The sequence below is a fragment of the Massilia norwichensis genome, assembly GCF_024753245.1.
GTDB lineage: Bacteria > Pseudomonadota > Gammaproteobacteria > Burkholderiales > Burkholderiaceae_D > Telluria > Telluria norwichensis.
This window is the reverse complement of sequence record NZ_JANUGX010000033.1, coordinates 16,958-35,882: the sequence shown is the minus strand read 5'-3', so window position 1 is coordinate 35,882 and position 18,925 is coordinate 16,958. Positions and strand designations below refer to the sequence as shown.

At 67.5% G+C, this 18,925-nt stretch carries 18 protein-coding genes; 11 read left to right on the top strand and 7 right to left on the bottom strand.

Annotated elements, in window-relative coordinates:
- Positions 1-24 precede the first annotated feature (24 nt).
- Positions 25-1,035, top strand: a complete 1,011-nt coding sequence (locus NX782_RS22235; protein ID WP_258847676.1) for a septal ring lytic transglycosylase RlpA family protein — start codon at positions 25-27, stop codon at positions 1,033-1,035.
- A 1-nt stretch (position 1,036) separates the two neighbouring features.
- On the opposite strand, the gene NX782_RS22230 is transcribed toward NX782_RS22235, so the two are convergent.
- From NX782_RS22230 to argS, 7 genes are all read right to left on the bottom strand, one after another.
- The gene (locus NX782_RS22230; RefSeq protein ID WP_258847675.1) at positions 1,037-2,452 is read right to left on the bottom strand and encodes an FAD-binding oxidoreductase; all 1,416 of its coding nucleotides are present in this window, start codon (positions 2,450-2,452) and stop codon (positions 1,037-1,039) included.
- 170 nt (positions 2,453-2,622) lie between these two features.
- The gene (locus NX782_RS22225) at positions 2,623-3,363 is read right to left on the bottom strand and encodes an SPOR domain-containing protein (RefSeq protein WP_258847674.1); all 741 of its coding nucleotides are present in this window, start codon (positions 3,361-3,363) and stop codon (positions 2,623-2,625) included.
- Positions 3,364-3,372: 9 nt separating this feature from the next.
- Positions 3,373-4,104 carry a type III pantothenate kinase gene (locus NX782_RS22220; RefSeq protein WP_258847708.1) on the bottom strand — a complete coding sequence of 244 codons (732 nt, stop codon included), beginning with the start codon at positions 4,102-4,104 and terminating at the stop codon, positions 3,373-3,375.
- A 16-nt stretch (positions 4,105-4,120) separates the two neighbouring features.
- On the bottom strand, positions 4,121-4,885 hold the full coding sequence (locus tag NX782_RS22215; protein ID WP_258847673.1) for a biotin--[acetyl-CoA-carboxylase] ligase: 765 nt from the start codon (positions 4,883-4,885) through the stop codon (positions 4,121-4,123).
- Positions 4,882-5,667 (bottom strand): SDR family oxidoreductase, encoded by a 786-nt coding sequence (locus NX782_RS22210; RefSeq protein WP_258847672.1) that lies wholly within the window; start codon positions 5,665-5,667, stop codon positions 4,882-4,884. Before NX782_RS22210 ends, NX782_RS22215 begins: the two co-directional genes overlap by 4 nt.
- A 5-nt stretch (positions 5,668-5,672) precedes the next feature.
- Positions 5,673-6,398, bottom strand: coding sequence for an SPOR domain-containing protein (locus tag NX782_RS22205; RefSeq protein WP_258847671.1), 726 nt, complete (start codon positions 6,396-6,398; stop codon positions 5,673-5,675).
- 22 nt (positions 6,399-6,420) lie between these two features.
- A complete protein-coding gene (gene argS / locus NX782_RS22200; protein WP_258847670.1) occupies positions 6,421-8,133 on the bottom strand; it encodes an arginine--tRNA ligase in 1,713 nt (570 codons plus the stop codon).
- A gap of 157 nt (positions 8,134-8,290) precedes the next feature.
- Between argS and rsmB the strand changes: the two genes are divergently transcribed.
- From rsmB to NX782_RS22150, 10 genes are all read left to right on the top strand, one after another.
- A complete protein-coding gene (gene rsmB, locus NX782_RS22195) occupies positions 8,291-9,865 on the top strand; it encodes a 16S rRNA (cytosine(967)-C(5))-methyltransferase RsmB (protein ID WP_258847669.1) in 1,575 nt (524 codons plus the stop codon).
- Positions 9,866-9,904: 39 nt separating this feature from the next.
- A complete protein-coding gene (locus NX782_RS22190; RefSeq protein WP_258847668.1) occupies positions 9,905-10,468 on the top strand; it encodes a DUF4390 domain-containing protein in 564 nt (187 codons plus the stop codon).
- 3 nt (positions 10,469-10,471) lie between these two features.
- On the top strand, positions 10,472-12,802 hold the full coding sequence (locus tag NX782_RS22185) for a sensor histidine kinase (RefSeq protein WP_258847667.1): 2,331 nt from the start codon (positions 10,472-10,474) through the stop codon (positions 12,800-12,802).
- A 71-nt stretch (positions 12,803-12,873) separates the two neighbouring features.
- On the top strand, positions 12,874-13,608 hold the full coding sequence (locus NX782_RS22180; RefSeq protein ID WP_258847666.1) for a response regulator: 735 nt from the start codon (positions 12,874-12,876) through the stop codon (positions 13,606-13,608).
- Complete coding sequence (locus tag NX782_RS22175) at positions 13,605-13,997, top strand: GTPase (RefSeq protein ID WP_258847665.1); 393 nt, start codon at positions 13,605-13,607, stop codon at positions 13,995-13,997. The genes NX782_RS22180 and NX782_RS22175 overlap by 4 nt, the downstream gene beginning before the upstream one ends.
- 149 nt (positions 13,998-14,146) lie before the next feature.
- On the top strand, positions 14,147-14,404 hold the full coding sequence (locus tag NX782_RS22170) for a BTH_I0359 family protein (RefSeq protein ID WP_230020237.1): 258 nt from the start codon (positions 14,147-14,149) through the stop codon (positions 14,402-14,404).
- Between the two features lie 71 nt (positions 14,405-14,475).
- Complete coding sequence (locus NX782_RS22165; protein ID WP_258847664.1) at positions 14,476-15,246, top strand: class II glutamine amidotransferase; 771 nt, start codon at positions 14,476-14,478, stop codon at positions 15,244-15,246.
- Between the two features lie 113 nt (positions 15,247-15,359).
- A complete protein-coding gene (locus tag NX782_RS22160) occupies positions 15,360-16,676 on the top strand; it encodes an EAL and HDOD domain-containing protein (protein WP_258847663.1) in 1,317 nt (438 codons plus the stop codon).
- 13 nt (positions 16,677-16,689) lie between these two features.
- Positions 16,690-17,631 (top strand): ABC transporter ATP-binding protein, encoded by a 942-nt coding sequence (locus tag NX782_RS22155; RefSeq protein WP_258847662.1) that lies wholly within the window; start codon positions 16,690-16,692, stop codon positions 17,629-17,631.
- Between the two features lie 7 nt (positions 17,632-17,638).
- On the top strand, positions 17,639-18,922 hold the full coding sequence (locus tag NX782_RS22150; protein ID WP_258847661.1) for an ABC transporter permease: 1,284 nt from the start codon (positions 17,639-17,641) through the stop codon (positions 18,920-18,922).
- Positions 18,923-18,925 lie beyond the last annotated feature (3 nt).

Here is an 18,925-nt window from a genome sequence, read left to right as displayed (position 1 = left end):
GCTCGCGCATTGCGAGGCCGATTTGTGCCAGCGGTCATCGCGATAGCCTCGGCTGCGCTGATGACCGGTTGCGGTACAACCGGCGACGGCGAACACAAAAGCCTGATTCCGCTGCCCTGGAAGCACAAAGTGGCGACGCGGCACGGCGATATCGACCCCAAGCTCCCGAAGCTGCCCAAAGCCGGCTCCGGCCGCGGCGGCTATTACCAGGACGACGGCCCCGGCGACAATCCGCCGCCCGGCCTGCAGGACCTGCCCGATGCGCTCGTCAAATACGAACCCTATGCCAAGTTCGCCAACCGGCCGTACTCGGTTTTCGGCCAGACCTACACGCCCCTGCTCAACGACGAGCCGTTCAGCCAGCGCGGCGTCGCCAGCTGGTATGGCGTGAAGTTCCACGGCCAGCGCACCTCGTCGGGCGAAGCCTACGACATGTACAAGATGACGGCCGCGCACCCGACGCTGCCGATCCCGTCCTACGCCCGCATCACGAGCCTGGAAACCGGCAAGTCGGTGGTGGTGCGCATCAACGACCGCGGCCCCTTCCATTCCGACCGCATCGTCGACGTCTCGTACACGGCCGCGCTCAAGCTCGGCCTGCTGGGCAAGGGCAGCCACCAGGTCGAGGTCGAGCGCCTGTTCCCGGACGATCCGACCCGCATCGCCACCGTGCGCCGCGCCGCCACCTCGGCCGCGCAGACCGCGCCGGCACCGTCCGAAATCGCCGCGCTGATGCTGGAAGACCGGGTCGCGATGGACAGCGCCGCGGTGGCGCGTCCGGATGCCGCGGCCAAGCCGGCCGCCGTCAAGTCGGGCTTTTACCTGCAGCTGGGCGCCTACGGCCGCGAAGGCAAGGCCGAAGAGATCGGCGAGATGCTGAAGAAGTCCGGCGTCGCGCAGGCGCTGGAAGTGGTGCGTTCGGGTGCCGTCAACCGCCTTTACAGCGGCCCGTTCGAGACCCGTGCGATGGCGCAGGAGGCGATGCGGGCGCTGCCTTCGTCGCTGGGCTTGAAGCCGATCGTCGTGCGGCGCTGATTCAAAGATACCTGGCCCACATCGCGTTCGAGAATTTGCCGGCGGGGTCCAGCCTATGCTTCACGCGCCTGAGCGCTTCGATCTCGGGATAGGCCTGTTCGAACTGCGCTCTCGTGGCATGCAGCTGATAGGGAAGATAATAGCGGCCGCCGTGACGCAGGGCCGACGCGATCATCGCCCGCGTCCACTCGCCCACAGCGGTACATGCCGCCGCACTGGTCTGTTGTTTGTAATAGACCACGAAGGAAAACACTTCCTCTTTCGCCCACGCCAGTAGCGGGACCGGATCGGCTTTCGCATGTCGCACGGAGACGCTCAGCACTTGTGCATCATGCTTCCGGATCAGTGCCGCCATCTCGCGCGTGAAGGATTCAAAATGGGCCACCGGCACGAAGTACTCCTGCAGCGCATAGGTGGAAACCGTGCGTGATGCCGGCTCGAGCTCGTTCACGTCCAGGCTCGCCTCATGGTTCCGCCATTTCACCACGCCGTTCGAGCGCATCAGGGGATGCAGCACATACCTGACCAGGAGGTCGCCCTGCGGCGCTTCCGTCGCCACCGCCAGGGCGGTCCGGCTTGCGCGGTAGCGCTGGCCGCGCGGGACCAGGCGAGCCGTTTCGGTCAGCGGTTTTTCAGTGCGGCGCCACGTCACGGCCATCGGCTCGTCAAAATGGGGCGGCAGCAGGTCTGCGTTATGCATGACGACATCGGCCGCATCGCGGACGTGCCGTGTGAAGTATGCACGATAGGTGGCCAGTGTCAGCGGCACGACGAGCCGTTCGATGCGGCAGTTCTCTGCCAGGTCGAGTTCCACCTCCGTGATCACGCCAACAGCGCCGTATCCGCCGACAGCGGCGCGGAACAGTTCCGTGTTCTCGTTCGGGCTGGCGTCGATGACCGAACCATCCGACAACACGACGCGCAGCGCCCTGACAGTGCTGCCTACCGGACCGGTATCGGTGTAGCGGCCGTGCGCGTTGACGGACACGGCGCCGCCGATCGTAAAGTTCGAAAAGCTTTGCATGCTCTTGACCGAAAGACCGGCGGGATCCAGGGTGTCCTGCAGGTCGCGCCAGGTCATGCCGGCCTGTACCCGCACCGTGCGCGCCATACGGTCGAAGTGCAGCAGCCGGTTCATCCGCCGCATGTCGAGGTGCAGCCCGAGAGCGGCCGCAGTCTGTCCGCCCATGCTGTATCGTCCTCCGCCGACCGCTATCTTGCCGCTCCATGCCGCGACTTCGCGCGCCACTTCTTCGGTCGATTCGGGAACCGCGATGCGGGCCACTTCGACCGGATAGAGCTGACTGACATTGGCGATCACGAAGGATGGACGGGCCAGTACGGAGAGGGGATTCAGGGCGAGCAGCCCTGCGGCGCCCATGGACTGGGCAAGAAAGCTGCGGCGGGTCGTCGGCATCAGGATGGTCTGGACGTGGAGTGTGCAGGCATCCTAGCACCGGCTTTGCACCCGGATGCCGGCGCCGTTGCCGCTATGGCGCAAGTCTCGAAAACTGCGCCCCGGGGTCGTGCCGGCCGATACCGGTTGCCGGCGTCAAAGGGTGTAGCGAATTCCCGGCGGATGACCGCTCAGCGGCAGTTCTTGACTTCCGCCGACGACACCGCATCCGCCACCGACACGATGCGCTCGCGCTGCGCCGCCTCGATATCGCGGAAGCGGTAGCTGTAGCGCGTGGTCTGGGGACCGCGCGGCGTGATGCGGGCGCTGTGCACGCCCTGCTTGTTCAGCTGCGCCAGCAGGGTCTGGGCTCCGCTCTCGGTCTTGAACACGCCCAGCGAGATCGCCCACTTCATGGGCGAATCGCCCGACATGATGAAGAAATTGGTGACGCCCCGTTCGCGCAGTTCGCCGGCCTTGCGCTCGGCGGCGTCCTTGCTCGCCTGCGGCGGGATGTTCACCAGGTAGCTGGTCACGTCCTGGGCCTGCACGGCCTGGCGCGACTGGCGCTCGCCCAGATCGAGCGAGGCCAGGCGCGATTCGAAGCGCTTCGATTCGCCGGCGCTGAAGGTGCCGACGTCGATGCAGGCCAGCGGCTTCGCAGGCGCAGGGGCGGGCACTGGTTCGGCCGGCGCTTCTTGCTGCGCGGCCGGCGCGCTGGCTTCCGCTTCCGCTGCGGATGCGGCCACCGGCGCCGCTTTTGCCGCCTCGGCCTGTTCGCTGGTCAGCAGGGTCAGCCTGGCCGGTTCGAGCTGGGGCTTGATGCGCGCGCGCTCTTCCTCGCTGCCCTTGCTCGAGCCCATGAAGCCCTGGGCGTAGACGAACAGGGCGGCGTTCAGGAACAGCAGCGACCAGAAGACGAATCTCAACACGGCGTTTCCCTATGGTGTAGTGGAGGCGATGGCGGCCGCATGCAGGCCGACCAGCACGATATTATCCAGCATCCGGTACGGCACCGACAGCGCCGGCGCCACGTGGCCCGCCGCGCCGCCGGAGACGATGCACAGCGCGGCCGGCAGGGCGGCAAAGGCGCGCTCGATGGCGCCGGCCTGGGCCGCCACGCAGCCGGCGCGGATCGCGTCCAGCGTGTTGTCGGCAAAGGTCGGCGGCAGGGCTTCCTGCGCGCTGGTGTCGGGCAGTTGGGCGGTGCCGCGTGCGAGCGAGGACAGCATCAGGCCCAGGCCGGGCAGGATCATCCCGCCGACGAAGTCGCCGCCTGCTGTCACGCCGTCGACCGTGGTCGCGGTGCCGCAGGTGGCGACCACCAGCGCCTGGCCGGGCGCCAGGGTGCGAGCGCCCAGCGCGGCGGCGAAGCGGTCGGCGCCGAGCTGGCTCGGATTGCGATAGCGGTTGCGCAGCCCGGCCAGTTCGGGCCGGGCGCCGAACCATTCGGGTTGCGACAGCGGCAGCAAGGCCGCCAGGCGTTCGCGGATCGCCGTGCCGGCCACGTTCGAAACGAGGGCGCGCGTGACGCCGTGGCCGGCCCAGGCGTCTTTCAAACCGTCCAGTTCCGCATGCACCACGGCGCCATGCGCGGTCCACTCGCCCGGCGCCGCATCCGCGTGCGCGATGGCCCACTTGACCCGGGTATTGCCGGCGTCGACCAGCAGCATCGTCATGGCGCGGACCTCATGTCTTGATGCGCAGCGAAACGTCGCCGGCGACGATGGCGATGCGCCCGTTTTCCGTGTCGAGCAGCAGGCGCCCGGCATCGTCGACGCCGGCGGCCAGGCCTTCGTGCAGGACCTCGCCGCGGTCGAGGATGACGACCAACTGGCCCTGCCAGCCGTGCAGCAGGTTCCAGCGCGCGCTGAAGGCGCCGAAGCCGGCCTGGTCGAACAGGCGCAGCGCTTCTGCCAGACCGTCCAGGATCGCCGCCAGCAGGGTGTCGCGCTCCATGCGTGCCAGCCAGGGCACGGCGGCCACCGAGCGGCCGATTTGCGCTTCCAGCTCGTCCGGCATGGCCAGGTTCAGGCCGATGCCGATCACGGCCCAGACCCCGCCGTCGGCGGCGGATGCCGTTTCGACCAGGATGCCGGCCAGCTTGTCGCCATCCTTCAGGACATCGTTCGGCCACTTCAGCTGGACCGGCTGGCCGAGCCGGCCGAGGGTCTCGGCCAGCGCGGTACCGATCGCCAGCGGCAGGCCGGTCAGCGACTGCAGGCCGCCGCCGAACTTCCAGGCCAGCGAGAAGGTGAGGGAGTGGTCGGGGCTCGACAGCCAGCTGCGCCCGGCGCGGCCGCGGCCGGCGGTCTGGTGTTCGGCCACCAGCAGGACTGGCCCCTGCAGTGTGAATGCACGGGCCAGGAGGTCGACGTTGGTCGAGCCGGTTTCAGGCACGACTTCGACCGCGACGCCGGCCCGGGACAGCGCCATGATCTGCTGCGCATTCATGCGGCCTCCTTTCTGGCCTTCTGCGGCGCACGCGCGAACAGCAGGTCGAACAGGCCATTCGGCAGCAGGCGCAGCAGGCGGGCGACGACGTCCATCTGCCAGGGGATCACACGGAAGGAAGCGCCGGCATCGATGGCGCGCAGCGCTTGCGCGGCAAAGCGGTCGGCCGGCATCAGGAAAGGCATGGGAAAGTGGTTATTACTGGTCATGGGTGTGTCGATATAGCCGGGCGCAATGGTCACGACCCGGATGCCGTAGCGGCGCATTTCGAGGCGCAGCGATTCGGCATAGCTGTGCACCGCCGCCTTCGAGGCGCAGTAGGCGCCGGCGCCTTTCATCCCGCGAATCCCCGCCATGCTGCCGATCGCCACCAGCCGGCGCGGGCCTGTGGCCGCCTTCATCGTCTCGATGAACGGGGCGAAGGTGGCGATGGTGGCCGTGAGATTGGTGGCGAACACGGATTCGAACAGCGGCAGGTCGTCAAGCCGCTCGGTCAGGGTGCCGTAGGAGATGCCGGCCGAGGCGAGCACGACGTCGGCGGTGCCGTGCGTGCCGATGAAATCCTGCGCGGCCTGCGCCAGCGCGGCGTGGTCGGTGACGTCGACCGCATAGGCGCGGTGGCGTTCCGGATGGGGGAGGGCGGCAATCAGGGCATCGAGCGCTGCGCGGCGCCGGCCCAGCAGGCCGAGGACCGCGCCGCGGGCCGCGTATTCGCGCGCCAGCGCCGCGCCGATGCCGCTGGACGCGCCGGTGATGAACACGCGCAGCGGCGTGGCGCTCATCACGCTCAGCGCTGCTTGCGCACGATGGCGACGTCGACACCGTTGTCGAGCAGCTTGGCGCGTGCCTTGTTCATCGATTCGACCTGGTTGTACGGGCCGAGGCGCACGTGGTGCAGGACGCCGCTGTCGCGGGTGCTGTCGCTGATCGCCGCTTCGAAGCCGAGCAGGGCCAGCTTGGCGCGGGTCGCTTCCGCATCCGGCATGTTGCGGAAGGCGCCGGCCTGCAGGAAGTAGACGTATTCGCCGGTACCCGCCGCAGCCGCCGGGGCGGCCGCTGCGGGTGCGGCGGCCGGTGCCGCCACCGGATGGCTGTCGCGCGCCGATGCGCCCGGCTGACGGGCCTCGATGCTGGCGATCGCCTGGCCCAGCGGGTCCGCCGAAGCGGCCGGTGCGGCAGGTGCCACCGGCGCCGGGGCCGCCGCGACGGCCGGCTCGGCCGGCCTGGCGCTGCGCGCCGCCGCCTTCTCGGTCACTTCCTTGTTCGCCTCACGCACCGCCTCGCGGCTGCTGTACATCGGCTTGTTCGGGTCCATGGCCTGGCCCGGGGCTGGGTCGGCCGGACGGCCGGACTTGGCGATCTTCTCCGTGAACGGCGAAGCGCCCTTGGTGATCGTCAGGGCCACGGCGACGGCGATGCCGAGGCCGACGATCAGGCCGATGATCAGGCCGGTGAGCGTGCTGCCGCGCTGGCGGGCACAAGCGCGGTTGGTGCTGGAACGGAAGGCGGTCATTGCTTGTTGAGGTGAACGTTGATTACATCTTTTCCGGGGCCGAGACGCCGATCAGCGCCAGGCCGTTGCGCAGCACCTGGCGGACAGCCACGGCCAGGGCCAGGCGTGCCAGTTTCAGCGCTTCGTCGTCGTCGAGCAGCCACTTGTGCGCGAAGTAGTAGCTGTGCAGTTCGCCGGCCAGTTCGCGCAGGTAGAACGCGACCTGGTGCGGGCCGAGTTCCTGCTGGGCGCGCTGCAGCATCTCCGGATACGCGGCCAGCTTGGCCAGCAGCGACTGCTCGTGCGGCTGGGTCAGCGGCGACAGGTCGGCGTTCGTCAGGCTGGCGACGTCGCCGCCCCAGTTGGCCAGCGCCGAGCAGATACGCGCGTGGGCGTACTGCACGTAATACACCGGGTTCTCGTCGTTGGTGGCCAGGGCGACGTCGACGTCGAACACGAATTCGGTGTCGGCCTTGCGCGAGATGAGGAAGAAGCGCACGGCATCGCGGCCGCGGGTGACGTCGCCGTTGCCCGACCATTCGATCAGGTCGCGCACGGTCACGTAGGAGCCGGCGCGCTTGGAGATCTTGACCTCTTCGCCGTTCTTCATGACGGTGACCATCTTGTGCAGCACATAATCAGGATAACCGCGCGGGATACCAATATTTACTGCCTGCAGGCCGGCGCGCACGCGCGCGATGGTGCCGTGGTGGTCGCTGCCCTGGACGTTGATGGCCTGGTCGAAGCCGCGGCGGAATTTCTGGATGTGGTAAGCGACGTCCGGCACGAAATAGGTGTAGGTACCGTCGGACTTGCGCATCACGCGGTCCTTGTCGTCGCCGTAGTCGGTGGTCTTCAGCCACAGGGCGCCGTCCTGCTCGTAGGTGACCCCGGCATCGACCAGCGCCTGCACGGCGGCTTCCACCTTGCCGTCGCTGTACAGCGAGGATTCGAGGTAGTAGTTGTCGAACTTGACGCCGAAGGCTTGCAGGTCCTGGTCCTGCTCGTTGCGCAGGTAGGTGACGGCGAAGCGGCGGATCGATTCGATGTCGTCGACGTCGCCGGAGGCGGTGGCCGGCTGGCCGTCGCTGGCGGCGACGGTCTTTTTGGCCAGGAAGTCGTCGGCGATGTCCTGGATGTAGTCGCCGTTGTAGGCCGATTCCGGCCATTCGGCGTCGCCCGGCTTGAAGCCGCGGGCGCGTGCCTGCACCGAGTTCGCCAGGGTGGCGATCTGTACGCCGGCATCGTTGTAGTAGAACTCGCGGGTGACCTTGTGGCCCTGCGATTCGAACAGCGCGGACATCGAATCGCCCAGCGCGGCCTGGCGGCCGTGGCCGACGTGCAGCGGGCCGGTCGGGTTGGCCGAGACGAATTCGATGATCACGTGGTGGCCGGCGCCGGCATCGCCGCGGCCGAAGGCTTCACCCTGCTGCAGCACGGTGCGCACCACCGACTGCTTGGCGGCGTCGGCCACGCGCAGGTTGATGAAGCCCGGACCCGCGATCTCGGCCGAGGCGATCAGGCCTTGCGCCTTCGGATCGGCCTGCAGGGCGGCGAGCAGGCGGGTGGCCAGCTCGCGCGGATTCATCTTGAGCGGCTTGGCCAGCTGCATCGCGATGTTGCAGGCGATGTCGCCGTGGGTCGGGTCGCGCGGGCGCTCGAGGGCAATATTCGGGGTCAAACCGCTGCCTTCGACGATCGGGGCCAGGGCGGCCTGGAACAGGGCAACGATTTCTTGTTTTTGTTGGGCGAGCATGGGCTGTGGTCGAAAATGAAATAAATCTGGGGGACCCTTCATTATACTGGTTTGACGCAACGCGGAATACGTTCTGGCTGTTGCTCCAAAGCTTCGTTTAAGCCTGCGCAACGCTTAACCGCTACAATGTGCGTCTTTATGCATTGTCCGATTCGCCATGACTGAAAAGCGCCCGACGCTCACCCTGAAACCCAAGGCCAAGGCCAAACCCGCCGGGCCCGCAAGGCCCCAGGCCAAGGGAGGACCGGGCAAGAGCGCCGGCCCCCGCACCGACCAGCCGCGCGGCCCCGCGCCGCAGAAGCGCCCGGCTCCAGCCCCGGCCAAGGCACCGGCCCCGATCCCACAGGCGAAAGCCCCATCGAGCATCGACGAGGCGCCGCGCCTGCGCCAGAGCCACGAGGTGAAAGTGCCGGCCCAGCTCGATTTCCGGCCGGCGCTGAAGGGCGATTCGCTGGCTTTCGCGCTGCTCGGCGCGGCCAGCAGCCTGGCCCGCGTGCGCACCGGCACGGCGCTGCCGCAGGCGCTGGGCGAGGTGTTCCAGGCCTACGACGCCACGCCGCAGGCGCGCGGCGCGATGCAGGACATCGCCTACCGCAGCATGCGCCAGCTGGGCCGCAGCGAAGCCCTGCTGGACCTGATGACGAGCAAGGCGCCGGAACCGGCGATGCTGGCCGGCCTGCTGTGCGCGGCGCTGGCGCTGCTCGATCCGCCGGAGGGCAGCCAGGCACCCTACGAAGCCTTCACCGTGGTCGACCAGGCGGTCGGCGCGGCGGGCGCGCATCCGGATTTCGCCCATGCCAAGGCGATGGTGAACGCGGTGCTGCGCCGCTTCCTGCGCGAGCGCGACAGCCTGCGCGCCATCGTGATGTCGAAGCCGCCGGCGCGCTGGAACTACCCGCAGTGGTGGATCGATGCGGTGCAGGGCGCCTATCCGCAGCAGTGGCAGGACATCCTCCTGGCCGGCAACCGCCAGCCGCCGCTGACCTTGCGCGTCAACCTGCGCAAGACCAGCGTCGACGATTACCTGCGGACGCTGGCGGCAAGCGGCATCGAAGCGAGCCGCGTCGGCCCGTCCGCGCTGCGTCTGGCCCAGGCCATGAACGTGGCCCAGATCCCGGGCTTCGAGCAGGGCCTGGTGTCGGTCCAGGATGCCGGCGCCCAGCTGGCCGCGCCGCTGCTCGACCTGCGTGACGGCATGCGCGTGCTGGATGCCTGCGCGGCCCCCGGCGGCAAGAGCGGCCACATCCTCGAGACCGCCGACGTGGCCCTGACCGCGCTCGATGTGGACGGCCGCCGCCTGGCGCGGGTCGACCAGAACCTGCAGCGCCTGGGCCTGCAGGCCACCGTCAAGACCGGCGCCGCCGAGAACGCGGACTGGTGGGACGGCGTGCAATACGACCGCATCCTGGCCGACGTGCCGTGCACGGCCTCGGGCATCGTGCGCCGCCATCCGGACATCCGTTGGTTGCGTCGCAAGAGCGATACCCACCAACTTGCAACACTTTCCACCAAAATACTCGACAACCTTTGGCAGATGCTGCGGCCCGATGGTAAATTGCTGTTCGTGACATGTTCGCTCTGGCCGCAGGAATCGGAAGCGCAGGCCGCCGCCTTCGCGGCGCGCCATGGCGCGGTCCGACTCGATGCGCCGGGCCAGCTTCTTCCAACGAGCGGTGCCGGGCAGGATCATGATGGTCTGTTCTATGCCCTGTTCCAGAAGGCCGGGGCGTGAGACTTCCCGATTACACGCTTTTTTAAGGTTCTGGCCCTAGTGACTGCTCGATTTTTCCGCCTGCTCGTTTGCCAGCTGCTGCTGGTTTTCGCATGCGCCACCGCGCATGCGGCCGAGGGGATCGAGATCACCCGTGCCGGCATCGAAGCATCCGATGACGGCTACCGCCTGAACGCCACCTATTCCTTCGACCTCACGCCCGGCCTCGAGCAGGCCGTGATGCACGGCGTGCCGCTGTACTTCACCACCGAGATCGAACTGACGCGGCCGCGCTGGTGGTGGTACGACGACAAGGCCGTCTCCAAGCGCCGCACCGTGCGCCTGCATTATGATCTGCTGACGCGCCAGTACACCGTGCTGGTGGTCGGCAGCATCCAGCAAAGCTATCCGACGCTCGACGAAGCGCTGTTCCTGATCCGGCGGCCCAACCGCTGGCTGATCGCCCCGAAAGGCGAGCTCAAACCGGGCGAAACCTACAACGTCACGCTACGCATGTTCATGGACCGCGATTACCTGCAGAAGCCGCTCCAGGTGGACGCCTTCAACAATTCCGACCTGCGCCTGGCTTCGCACAAGAAGACCTTCACCTACCGGGCGGAGTAAGCCGTGACCCAGGTCCTGCGCTACGCACTCGTGATCGGCAGCGCGATCGGCTCGATCCTGCTGTTCCTGCTCGCCTCCGCCTCCGACAACTCGGGCTTCCTGACCCGTAACTATTCCTGGCTGCTGGGGCTGAACACCGCGGTCGCCGGCGCGCTGCTGATCCTCGTGATCGTGGCCCTGACGCGCCTGTACGCACGCTACAAGGCCGGCAAGTTCGGTTCGCGCCTGATGACGCGCCTGATGCTGCTGTTCGCCGGCATCGGCATCCTGCCCGGCCTGGTGATCTTCATGGTCTCGGTGCGCTTCGTGTCGCACTCGATCGATTCCTGGTTCGACGTCAAGATCGAGGCCGCGCTGGCGTCCGGCCTGAACCTGGGGCAGGCGGCGCTGGACGAATCGAAGTCGCAGCTGGTCGTGACCGCCAGTACCGCGGCCGCGACCCTGGCCGGCCAGGACGCCGCCAGCGCGCGCGCGATCCTGACCCGCGTGGTCGGCGGCGAAACCGGCATGCAGAGCGCGCTGCTGCTGTCGGCCGAAGGCCAGGTGCTGGCCTCGGCCGCCGAAGATCCGCAGGTCGACCTGACCCCCGATCTGCCGACCGCGCAGATGCTCAAGCGCGCCTCGCTGCCGGGCGGCTACGCGCAATCCGAAGGCAGCGCCGAGCGCGAGTTCCGCGACTTCCAGGGCAACGGCGCGCCCAGCGGCCTGGACATGGCCACCGGCCTGCGCCTGCGCGCAGTGGTGACCGTGCCCGAACCGCCCGGCACGGCGCCGCGCTACCTGCAGCTGATGCAGTCGGTGCCGATCAACGTGGCCTCGAATGCCCAGGTGCTGCAGGACGCCTACAGCACCTACCAGAGCCGTGCCTTCTCGCGCACCGGCCTGCGCAAGATGTACATCGGCACCCTGACGCTGACCCTGCTGCTGGCGATCTTCTCGGCCATCGGCAGCGCCTTCCTCATCGCCGGCAACCTGGCGCAGCCGCTGCTGGTGCTGGCCGAAGGCACGCGCGCGGTGGCCGAGGGCGACCTGTCGCCGCGCCCGATCGTCGAGACCAAGGACGAACTCGGTACGCTGACCCAGTCCTTCAACGCCATGACCGGCCAGCTGTTCGAGGCCCGCTCCGCCGTCGAGCGCAACCGCGCCGCGCTGGAAAGCGCCAAGGCCCACCTCGAATCGGTGCTGGCGAACATGTCGGCGGGCGTGGTCGTGATGGATGCCGACGGCGTGGTGGTGAACTCGAACGATGCCGTGCACCGCATCCTGCAGGTCGACGCGCATGCGTTGGCGGGCCGGCCGCTGGATGCGATCGAGGGCCTGGAAGCCTTCGCCAGCGCGGTCACGCGCGCCTTCTCGGCGCAGAGCGCGGCCCAGAGCGCGCACTCGGCGGCGCGCCACGGCCGCCGCCACGGCGACCTGCGCGCCCACTGGCAGCAGCAGATCGAGGTGCCGCGCCGTCCGGGCTCCAGCGACGACCACGACCTGACCCTGCTGGCGCGCGGCTCGCGCCTGCCGGTGGGGGCGGGCAACGGCTTCATCGTGGTGTTCGACGACATCTCCGACGTGATCTCGGCCCAGCGCTCGGTGGCCTGGGGCGAGGTGGCGCGGCGCCTGGCGCACGAGATCAAGAACCCGCTGACGCCGATCCAGCTGTCGGCCGAGCGCATGCAGATGAAGCTGGCCGACCGTCTCGATCCACAGGGCGCGGAGCTGCTGAAGAAGGGCACCGACACCATCGTGATGCAGGTCGACGCCATGAAGCGCATGGTCGACGACTTCCGCGACTACGCCAAGGCGCCGCCGGCGGTGCTGCACCCGCTCGACCTCAACGACCTGATCTCGCAGATCCTGCACCTCTACCTGTCCGGCGACGGCTCCGACGTCATCCACGCCGCATTGGCGCCGCGCCTGCCGCGCGTGATGGGCGACGCCACCCAGCTGCGCCAGGTGATCCACAACCTGCTGGCCAACGCCCAGGATGCGCTAGCCGACGCCCCGCCGCCGGACGGCGCCGCGCCGCGCATCGACGTGCTGACCGAGGCGATCCACTACGAAGGCGCGGACGGCGCCGCCGGCACCGCGGTGCGCCTGGCGATCGTCGACAACGGCCCCGGCTTCGCTCCGCGCATCCTGTCGCGCGCCTTCGAGCCGTATGTGACCTCGAAGGCCCGCGGTACCGGTCTCGGCCTGCCGATGGTCAAGAAGATCATCGACGAACACGGCGGCCGGATCGACCTCGCCAACCGCGCGGATGGATCTGGCGCTTCGGTATCGATTTTGCTGTTAAAGTTAGCTCCTGAGGCGAACTTGGCCGCGAATTTGGCGGAAGGGTGATTCGCGCATAGAATCTGGGCTGTGAAGGTCGAGACAAGGTCAGACAGGGTCAGACAGGAAGGCAAGACAAGATGGCGAACATACTCGTAGTTGACGATGAAATGGGAATTCGCGAGCTGCTCTCGGAGATCCTCGGCGACGAGGGTCACGTGGTGCAGCTGGCAGAAAATGCCCAGCAGGCCAGGAACGCACGCCAGCAGGGCGCGCCCGACCTGGTCCTGCTCGACATCTGGATGCCCGACACCGACGGCGTCACGCTGCTGAAGGAGTGGCAGCGCGATGGCTTGCTCACCATGCCGGTCATCATGATGTCGGGGCATGCGACGATCGATACCGCGGTCGAGGCAACGCGGATCGGCGCTTTGAATTTCCTCGAAAAGCCGATCGCCCTGCAGAAGCTGCTCAAGGCGGTGCAGCAGGGCCTGACCCGTGCCCAGGAAGTGGCGCGCGCGCCGGCCATCGCGCCGCGCCCGGCGGTGGCCAGTGCGCCGGTGCCGGAGCCGAGCGTGCCCAGCGCGCCGATGTACGCGGCCCAGCCGCCGGTGAGCGGCGCGATCGGCATCGCCCGCCCGGTCAGCAACGGCGAAGCGCATGCCCACGGCTACACGCTGTCCTTCGACCTGCCGCTGCGCGAGGCGCGCGACGCCTTCGAGCGCATGTACTTCGAACACCACCTCGGCCGCGAGGGCGGTTCGATGACCCGAGTGGCCGAAAAGACCGGTCTCGAACGTACCCACCTGTACCGCAAGCTCAAGCAGCTCGGCGTCGAGCCCGGCAAGCTGGGCAAGAAGAACGCCGCACAATGACTTTGCCTTCGCCCGTGACCGTTACGCTGGTCACGGGTCCTTCGGCAGGTGTCCGCGAACAGGCGGTTTTCGCGCAGCTGCAGTTGTCAAATTTGCACCATGATAGTGCAAAATCCGGCGTGATCCTCGAAGGCCTCGCACCCGGCAATTCCCCTTTGGACACCCTACCTGCGCATGTGCTGCGCGCGCGCATTGCCCCCGGCTGCCTGTGCTGCACCGGCAATTTGGTTTTGCGTGTAACATTGAATCGCATGCTGCGCCAACGACCCGAACATCTTTTCATCGTCGTCGCCCGCAGCGAGCACCTTGATCAGTTGCGATCGTGGCTGCAGGCCGAGCCATACGATCAGCTGCTAAGGCTGACACCTGATCTCAAGGCATCTTCATAGGATGGCGCCTACAGGGACTCAAGCGTTTCCGGATACTTGAAATCGGTTGTGACAGCCCCACCTCTGCATTGAAGTGGACCGCAAGTCATCATTGGCTGCCCGCCGCCGGGCACCAAGCTTCGCCAATCTGATCGAGTGAAGGAGTCATCATGAACATGATCTATAACAGCGAGCAGTACAGCGTCGTCGAATTTGGCGTCGATCACAACCTCGAAGCCCTGCGCTTCGGCGGCTACGAGATCGTCGACAAATCCGGCCGTCGCGAAGCTTTCATCGGCGGCAAACTGGCGCAATCGTTCCGTCGCGACGTGAACAACCTGATTGCAAGCGAACCGACCATGGAAGAGATCGACGAGTTCCTGGGTTCCTACGACACCCTCATGAGCCAGCCGGTCGTCCTGCATTGAAACCCGCATCGCTCCGGGCCCGCCTTTTTTCAGGAAGGGGCCCGGCAGCCGGCACATGGTAAGCTTGACGCATGTGTCAATTACTCGCCATGAATTGCAATGTCCCGACTGACATTGTCTTCAGTTTTACCGGCTTCGCCCACCGCGGCGGCCGCACCGATACCCACCACGACGGCTGGGGCATCGCCTTCTTCGAGGGCGCCGGGGTACGTCATTTCGTCGACCACCAGGCCGCCATCGCCTCGCCGATCGCCGAACTGATCAAGCAGTACCCGATCAAGTCGCTGAACGTCATCGCCCATATCCGCAAGGCCACGCAAGGCCAGGTCGCGCTGGAAAACTGCCATCCCTTCGTGCGCGAGCTGTGGGGCCGTTACTGGGTGTTCGCCCACAACGGCGATCTCAAGGATTTCAACCCCACCCTCGACGGTCCGTTCCGCCCGGTCGGCAACACCGACAGCGAGCGCGCCTTCTGCTTCCTGCTGCAGCAACTGCGCGAGCGCTTCGGCGACCAGCCGCCCGCCATGCCGGCCCTGCGCGCGGCGATCCGCGACCTGGTGCACGTGATCGCCCGCCACGGCACCTTCAACATGATGCTGTCGGATGGCACGGCGCTGTTCGCCCATTGCTCGACCAAGCTGTGCTACGTGGTCCGCAAACACCCCTTCGACAAGGCCAGCCTCGCCGACGAAGACCTGTCGGTCGACTTCTCGCAGGTCACCACACCGGACGACCGCGTCGCCATCATCGTCACCACACCGCTGACGACCAACGAAACCTGGACCGAATTTGCCCCGGGCGAGCTGAAGGTCTTCGTCGACGGTCTGCCGCAGCCGGAATAGCGACAGATGTGATTGAATTGGCACGTTTTTTCTTGGAAATTAGTGCCTAAAAGCCACTGGGGACAAGGAATGCGGTAAAGTAGGCCGGTCTACAAGCTGCCGACGAGTCCGAGATGATCGATACCCCGAGCCAGGATCAAGCCGACCATCCCCTGCGGGTGCGGGATTTCTACCTGGGCCGCCAGCCGGTGCTGGACCGTCAGCAGGCGCTGTTCGGCTACGAACTGCTGTTTCGCAGTGCGCCCGTCGGGCAAGCCGATATCGGGCAGACCACGGCCGCCGGTGCCGCCGCGCCGGGCCTGAATGCCACCGCTGCCGTGATCGCCCATGCCGCCCAGCTCGGCCTGGCGCGGGCGATCGGCGACGCCACCTGCTTCCTGAACGTCGACGCCGACGTGCTGGGCAGCGACATCTACGCCTTCCTGCCGCGCGAGCGCACCGTGCTCGAACTCGCACCCTCGGTGATGCCGGACGACGCCGTGCTGGCGCGCATCGCCGAACTGGCCGGCCACGGCTTCCAGTTCGCCCTCGACGGCATCGGCAGCGGCAGTGCCGGGGACACGGCGAGGCTGCAGAAGTTGCTGCCGCTGGCGCGCTTCGTCAAGCTCGACCTGCGCAACACGGCGCAGCCGGCGCTGGCCGCCCTGGTGGCGCGCCTGCATGGCATGCATAAAACCGTGGTCGCCGACAAGGTCGAGACCCGCGACGAATACCAGGCCTGTCTCGCGCTCGGCATCGACTACTTCCAGGGCTATTACTTCGCCCGGCCCTCGGTGCTGGGCGGCCGCAAGCTCTCGCCCTCGCAGGCGGCGGTGCTGGAGCTGATGAAGCTGGTCACCTCGGACGTCGACAACGCCGACATCGAACGCGCCGTGAAGCGCGACGTGACGGTGGCGATGAACCTGCTGCGCCTGGTGAACACGCCGGCGGTCGGCGCGCGCCAGCGCATCGATTCGGTGTCGCAGGCGCTGCTGGTGCTGGGCCGGCGCCAGTTGCAGCGCTGGCTGCAGATCATGCTCTACGCCGAGCCGGGCACGCGCGGCCACAACCAGACCCCGCTGCTGATGCTGGCCACGACACGCGGCCGCCTGATGGAGCTGCTGGCCCAGCGCCTGCGTCCGGGCCAGCGCTACCTGTCCGAGATCGCCTTCACGGTCGGCATCATGTCGCTGATGGACGTCCTGTTCGGCATCCCGATGGCCGACATCGTCGAGCAGATCCCGGTCGGCGACGACATCGTCAACGCGCTGCTGCGCCGCACCGGCTTCTTCGGCGAACTGCTCAAACTGGCCGAATGCATCGAGGCGCCGGACAGCCAGGACGACGTGCTGCCCTCGCTGCGCGGCCTGGCGATTTCGGGCGACGACATGGTCGAACTCGAGATGGCCGCGTTCCAGTGGTCCGACAGCGTAGTCCGCTACGCGATCTAGCGAAAGGCCAGGCATGCCGTCCGTCCTGCTGAGCGTTACCAATCTGGTAAAAAACTACGGGACGCGGCGGGCAGTCGACGGCGTCTCCTTCCGCGTGCTGGCCGGCCAGACCCTTGGCCTCTTGGGCCCGAACGGCGCCGGCAAGTCGACCATCGTCGGCATGCTGTGCGGCCTGCTGGCACCGGATGGCGGCGACATCGTCCTCGGCGGCGAACGCGTGACGCCGGGCGCGGCGGCGGTCAAGCGCAAGATCGGCGTGGTGCCGCAGGACCTGGCGCTGTACGACGATCTGTCGGCGCTGGAAAACCTGAAGCTGTTCGGCGCCCTGTACGGCCTGCGCGGCAAGCTGCTGATGGAACGCGTCGACAAGGTGCTGGGCCAGGTGAACCTGGCCGACCGCGCACGCGACAAGCCGGCGACCTTCTCGGGCGGCATGAAGCGGCGCCTGAACATCGCTGCCGCCCTGATGCACGATCCGCAGCTACTGATTCTGGACGAACCCACCGTCGGCGTCGACCCGCAGAGCCGCAACGCCATCTTCGATACCCTGGAAGCGCTGCAGGCCCAGGGCAAGGCCCTGATCTACACCAGCCACTACATGGAAGAAGTCGAGCGCCTGGCCGACCATATCGTCATCATCGACCACGGCAAGGTGCTGGCCGACGAGAGCCCGGCTTCGCTGCACAGCCGCCTGGCGGCCCAGGCCGCGCTGCGCGTGGAACTGGCCGAGCCGGCCCATGCGGCGCTGCTGGACGGCCTGCGCAGCCAGCGCGGCGTCACCTCCATCAACGCCGACGGCGGCGCGCTCGACATCGGCCTGGCGCAGGCCGCCGACGCCTTGCCGGTGATGGGCTGGCTGCAGCAGGCCGGCTGCCGGCCGCTGCACTTTGCCACCGCGCGCACCAGCCTGGAAGATATCTTCCTGAACCTGACCGGACGCACCCTGCGCGACTGAGATTTCAATGACTGCTTTCTTCGCCCTGATCCGCAAGGATCTGATCCTGTTCCTGTCCGACCGCCGCGCGCTCGTCATCAGCCTGGCGCTGCCGATCGTGATCGCGGCCTTCTTCGGTTCTCTGTTTGGCGGTACGGCCAAGACCAGCGCCATCGACGTCGCCCTGGTGCAGCAGGACACGAGCGAGATCGGCAACCGCATCGCCGCCGGTTTGAAAGCGGACCCGAACCTGCACATCACGCCGCTGGCGCTGGCCGAGGCCGAAAAAGCGGTGCGCAAGGGCGACCAGAAAGTGGCGATCGTGCTGCCGGCGGGCTTTGGCGAAGCGGCCGGTGCGGCGCTGTTCGGCGGCGGCCGGAAGCCGTCGATTCCGCTGCTGTACGACCCTTCGCAGCCGGCCGTGCTGGCGATGGTGAAAGGCATGCTGACCCAGCAGGTGATGTCGGTCGTGAGCGCGGAGATGTTCGGCGGGAAGATGGGGCAGGCGATGACCGAGCGCAGCCTGCACCAGCTCGACGAGCAGGCCAGGACCGACCCCGACAGCAAGGTTTTACGCGACTTGCTGGCCAGCGTGCAGAAATACCAGTCCTTGCCGAAGAAGACCGATGCCCAGGCGGGCGAGGGCGGCGCGGCGCGGGGGCTGAGCATGCCCTTCACGACCGCCGACCAGCAGCTTTCCAGCGGCATCGCCGAGCAGGGCTACAACGCCTACGCGCACGCCTTTGCCGGCATGGGCGTGCAGTTCATCCTGTTCATGGGCATCGACATGGGCATCGGCATCCTGCTGGCGCGCCGCAGCGGCGTCTGGAACCGCCTGCTGGCGGCGCCGGTCAGCCTGACCCAGGTGCTATTGGCGCGCGCGGCCTCGGGCGCCATCATCGCTTTTGCGCTGCTATGCGTGGTGTTTGCGGTGGGAGTGTTCGGCTTTGGCGTGCACATCGCCAGCCTGCCGGGCTTTATCGGCATGGCGCTGTGCTTCGGCGTGCTGACCGCCAGCCTGGGCCTGGTGATTGCCGCCTTCGGCAAGACCCCGGAAGCGGCGCGCAAGATCGCCATGTTCGCCATCCTGGTGATGGTGATGCTGGGCGGGGCCTGGATGCCTTCTTTCCTGTTCCCGCAATGGATGCAGACGCTGACCATGGCGGTGCCGACCCGCTGGGCGATCGATGGCCTGGATGCGATTACCTGGCGCGGCATGGATGCCGTGGCGGCGGCGCCGGCGATGGGGGTGCAGCTGGGGTTTGCGCTGGTGTTCGGGCTGCTGGCCGTGTGGAAGTTCAAGCGCGCCTAGTTA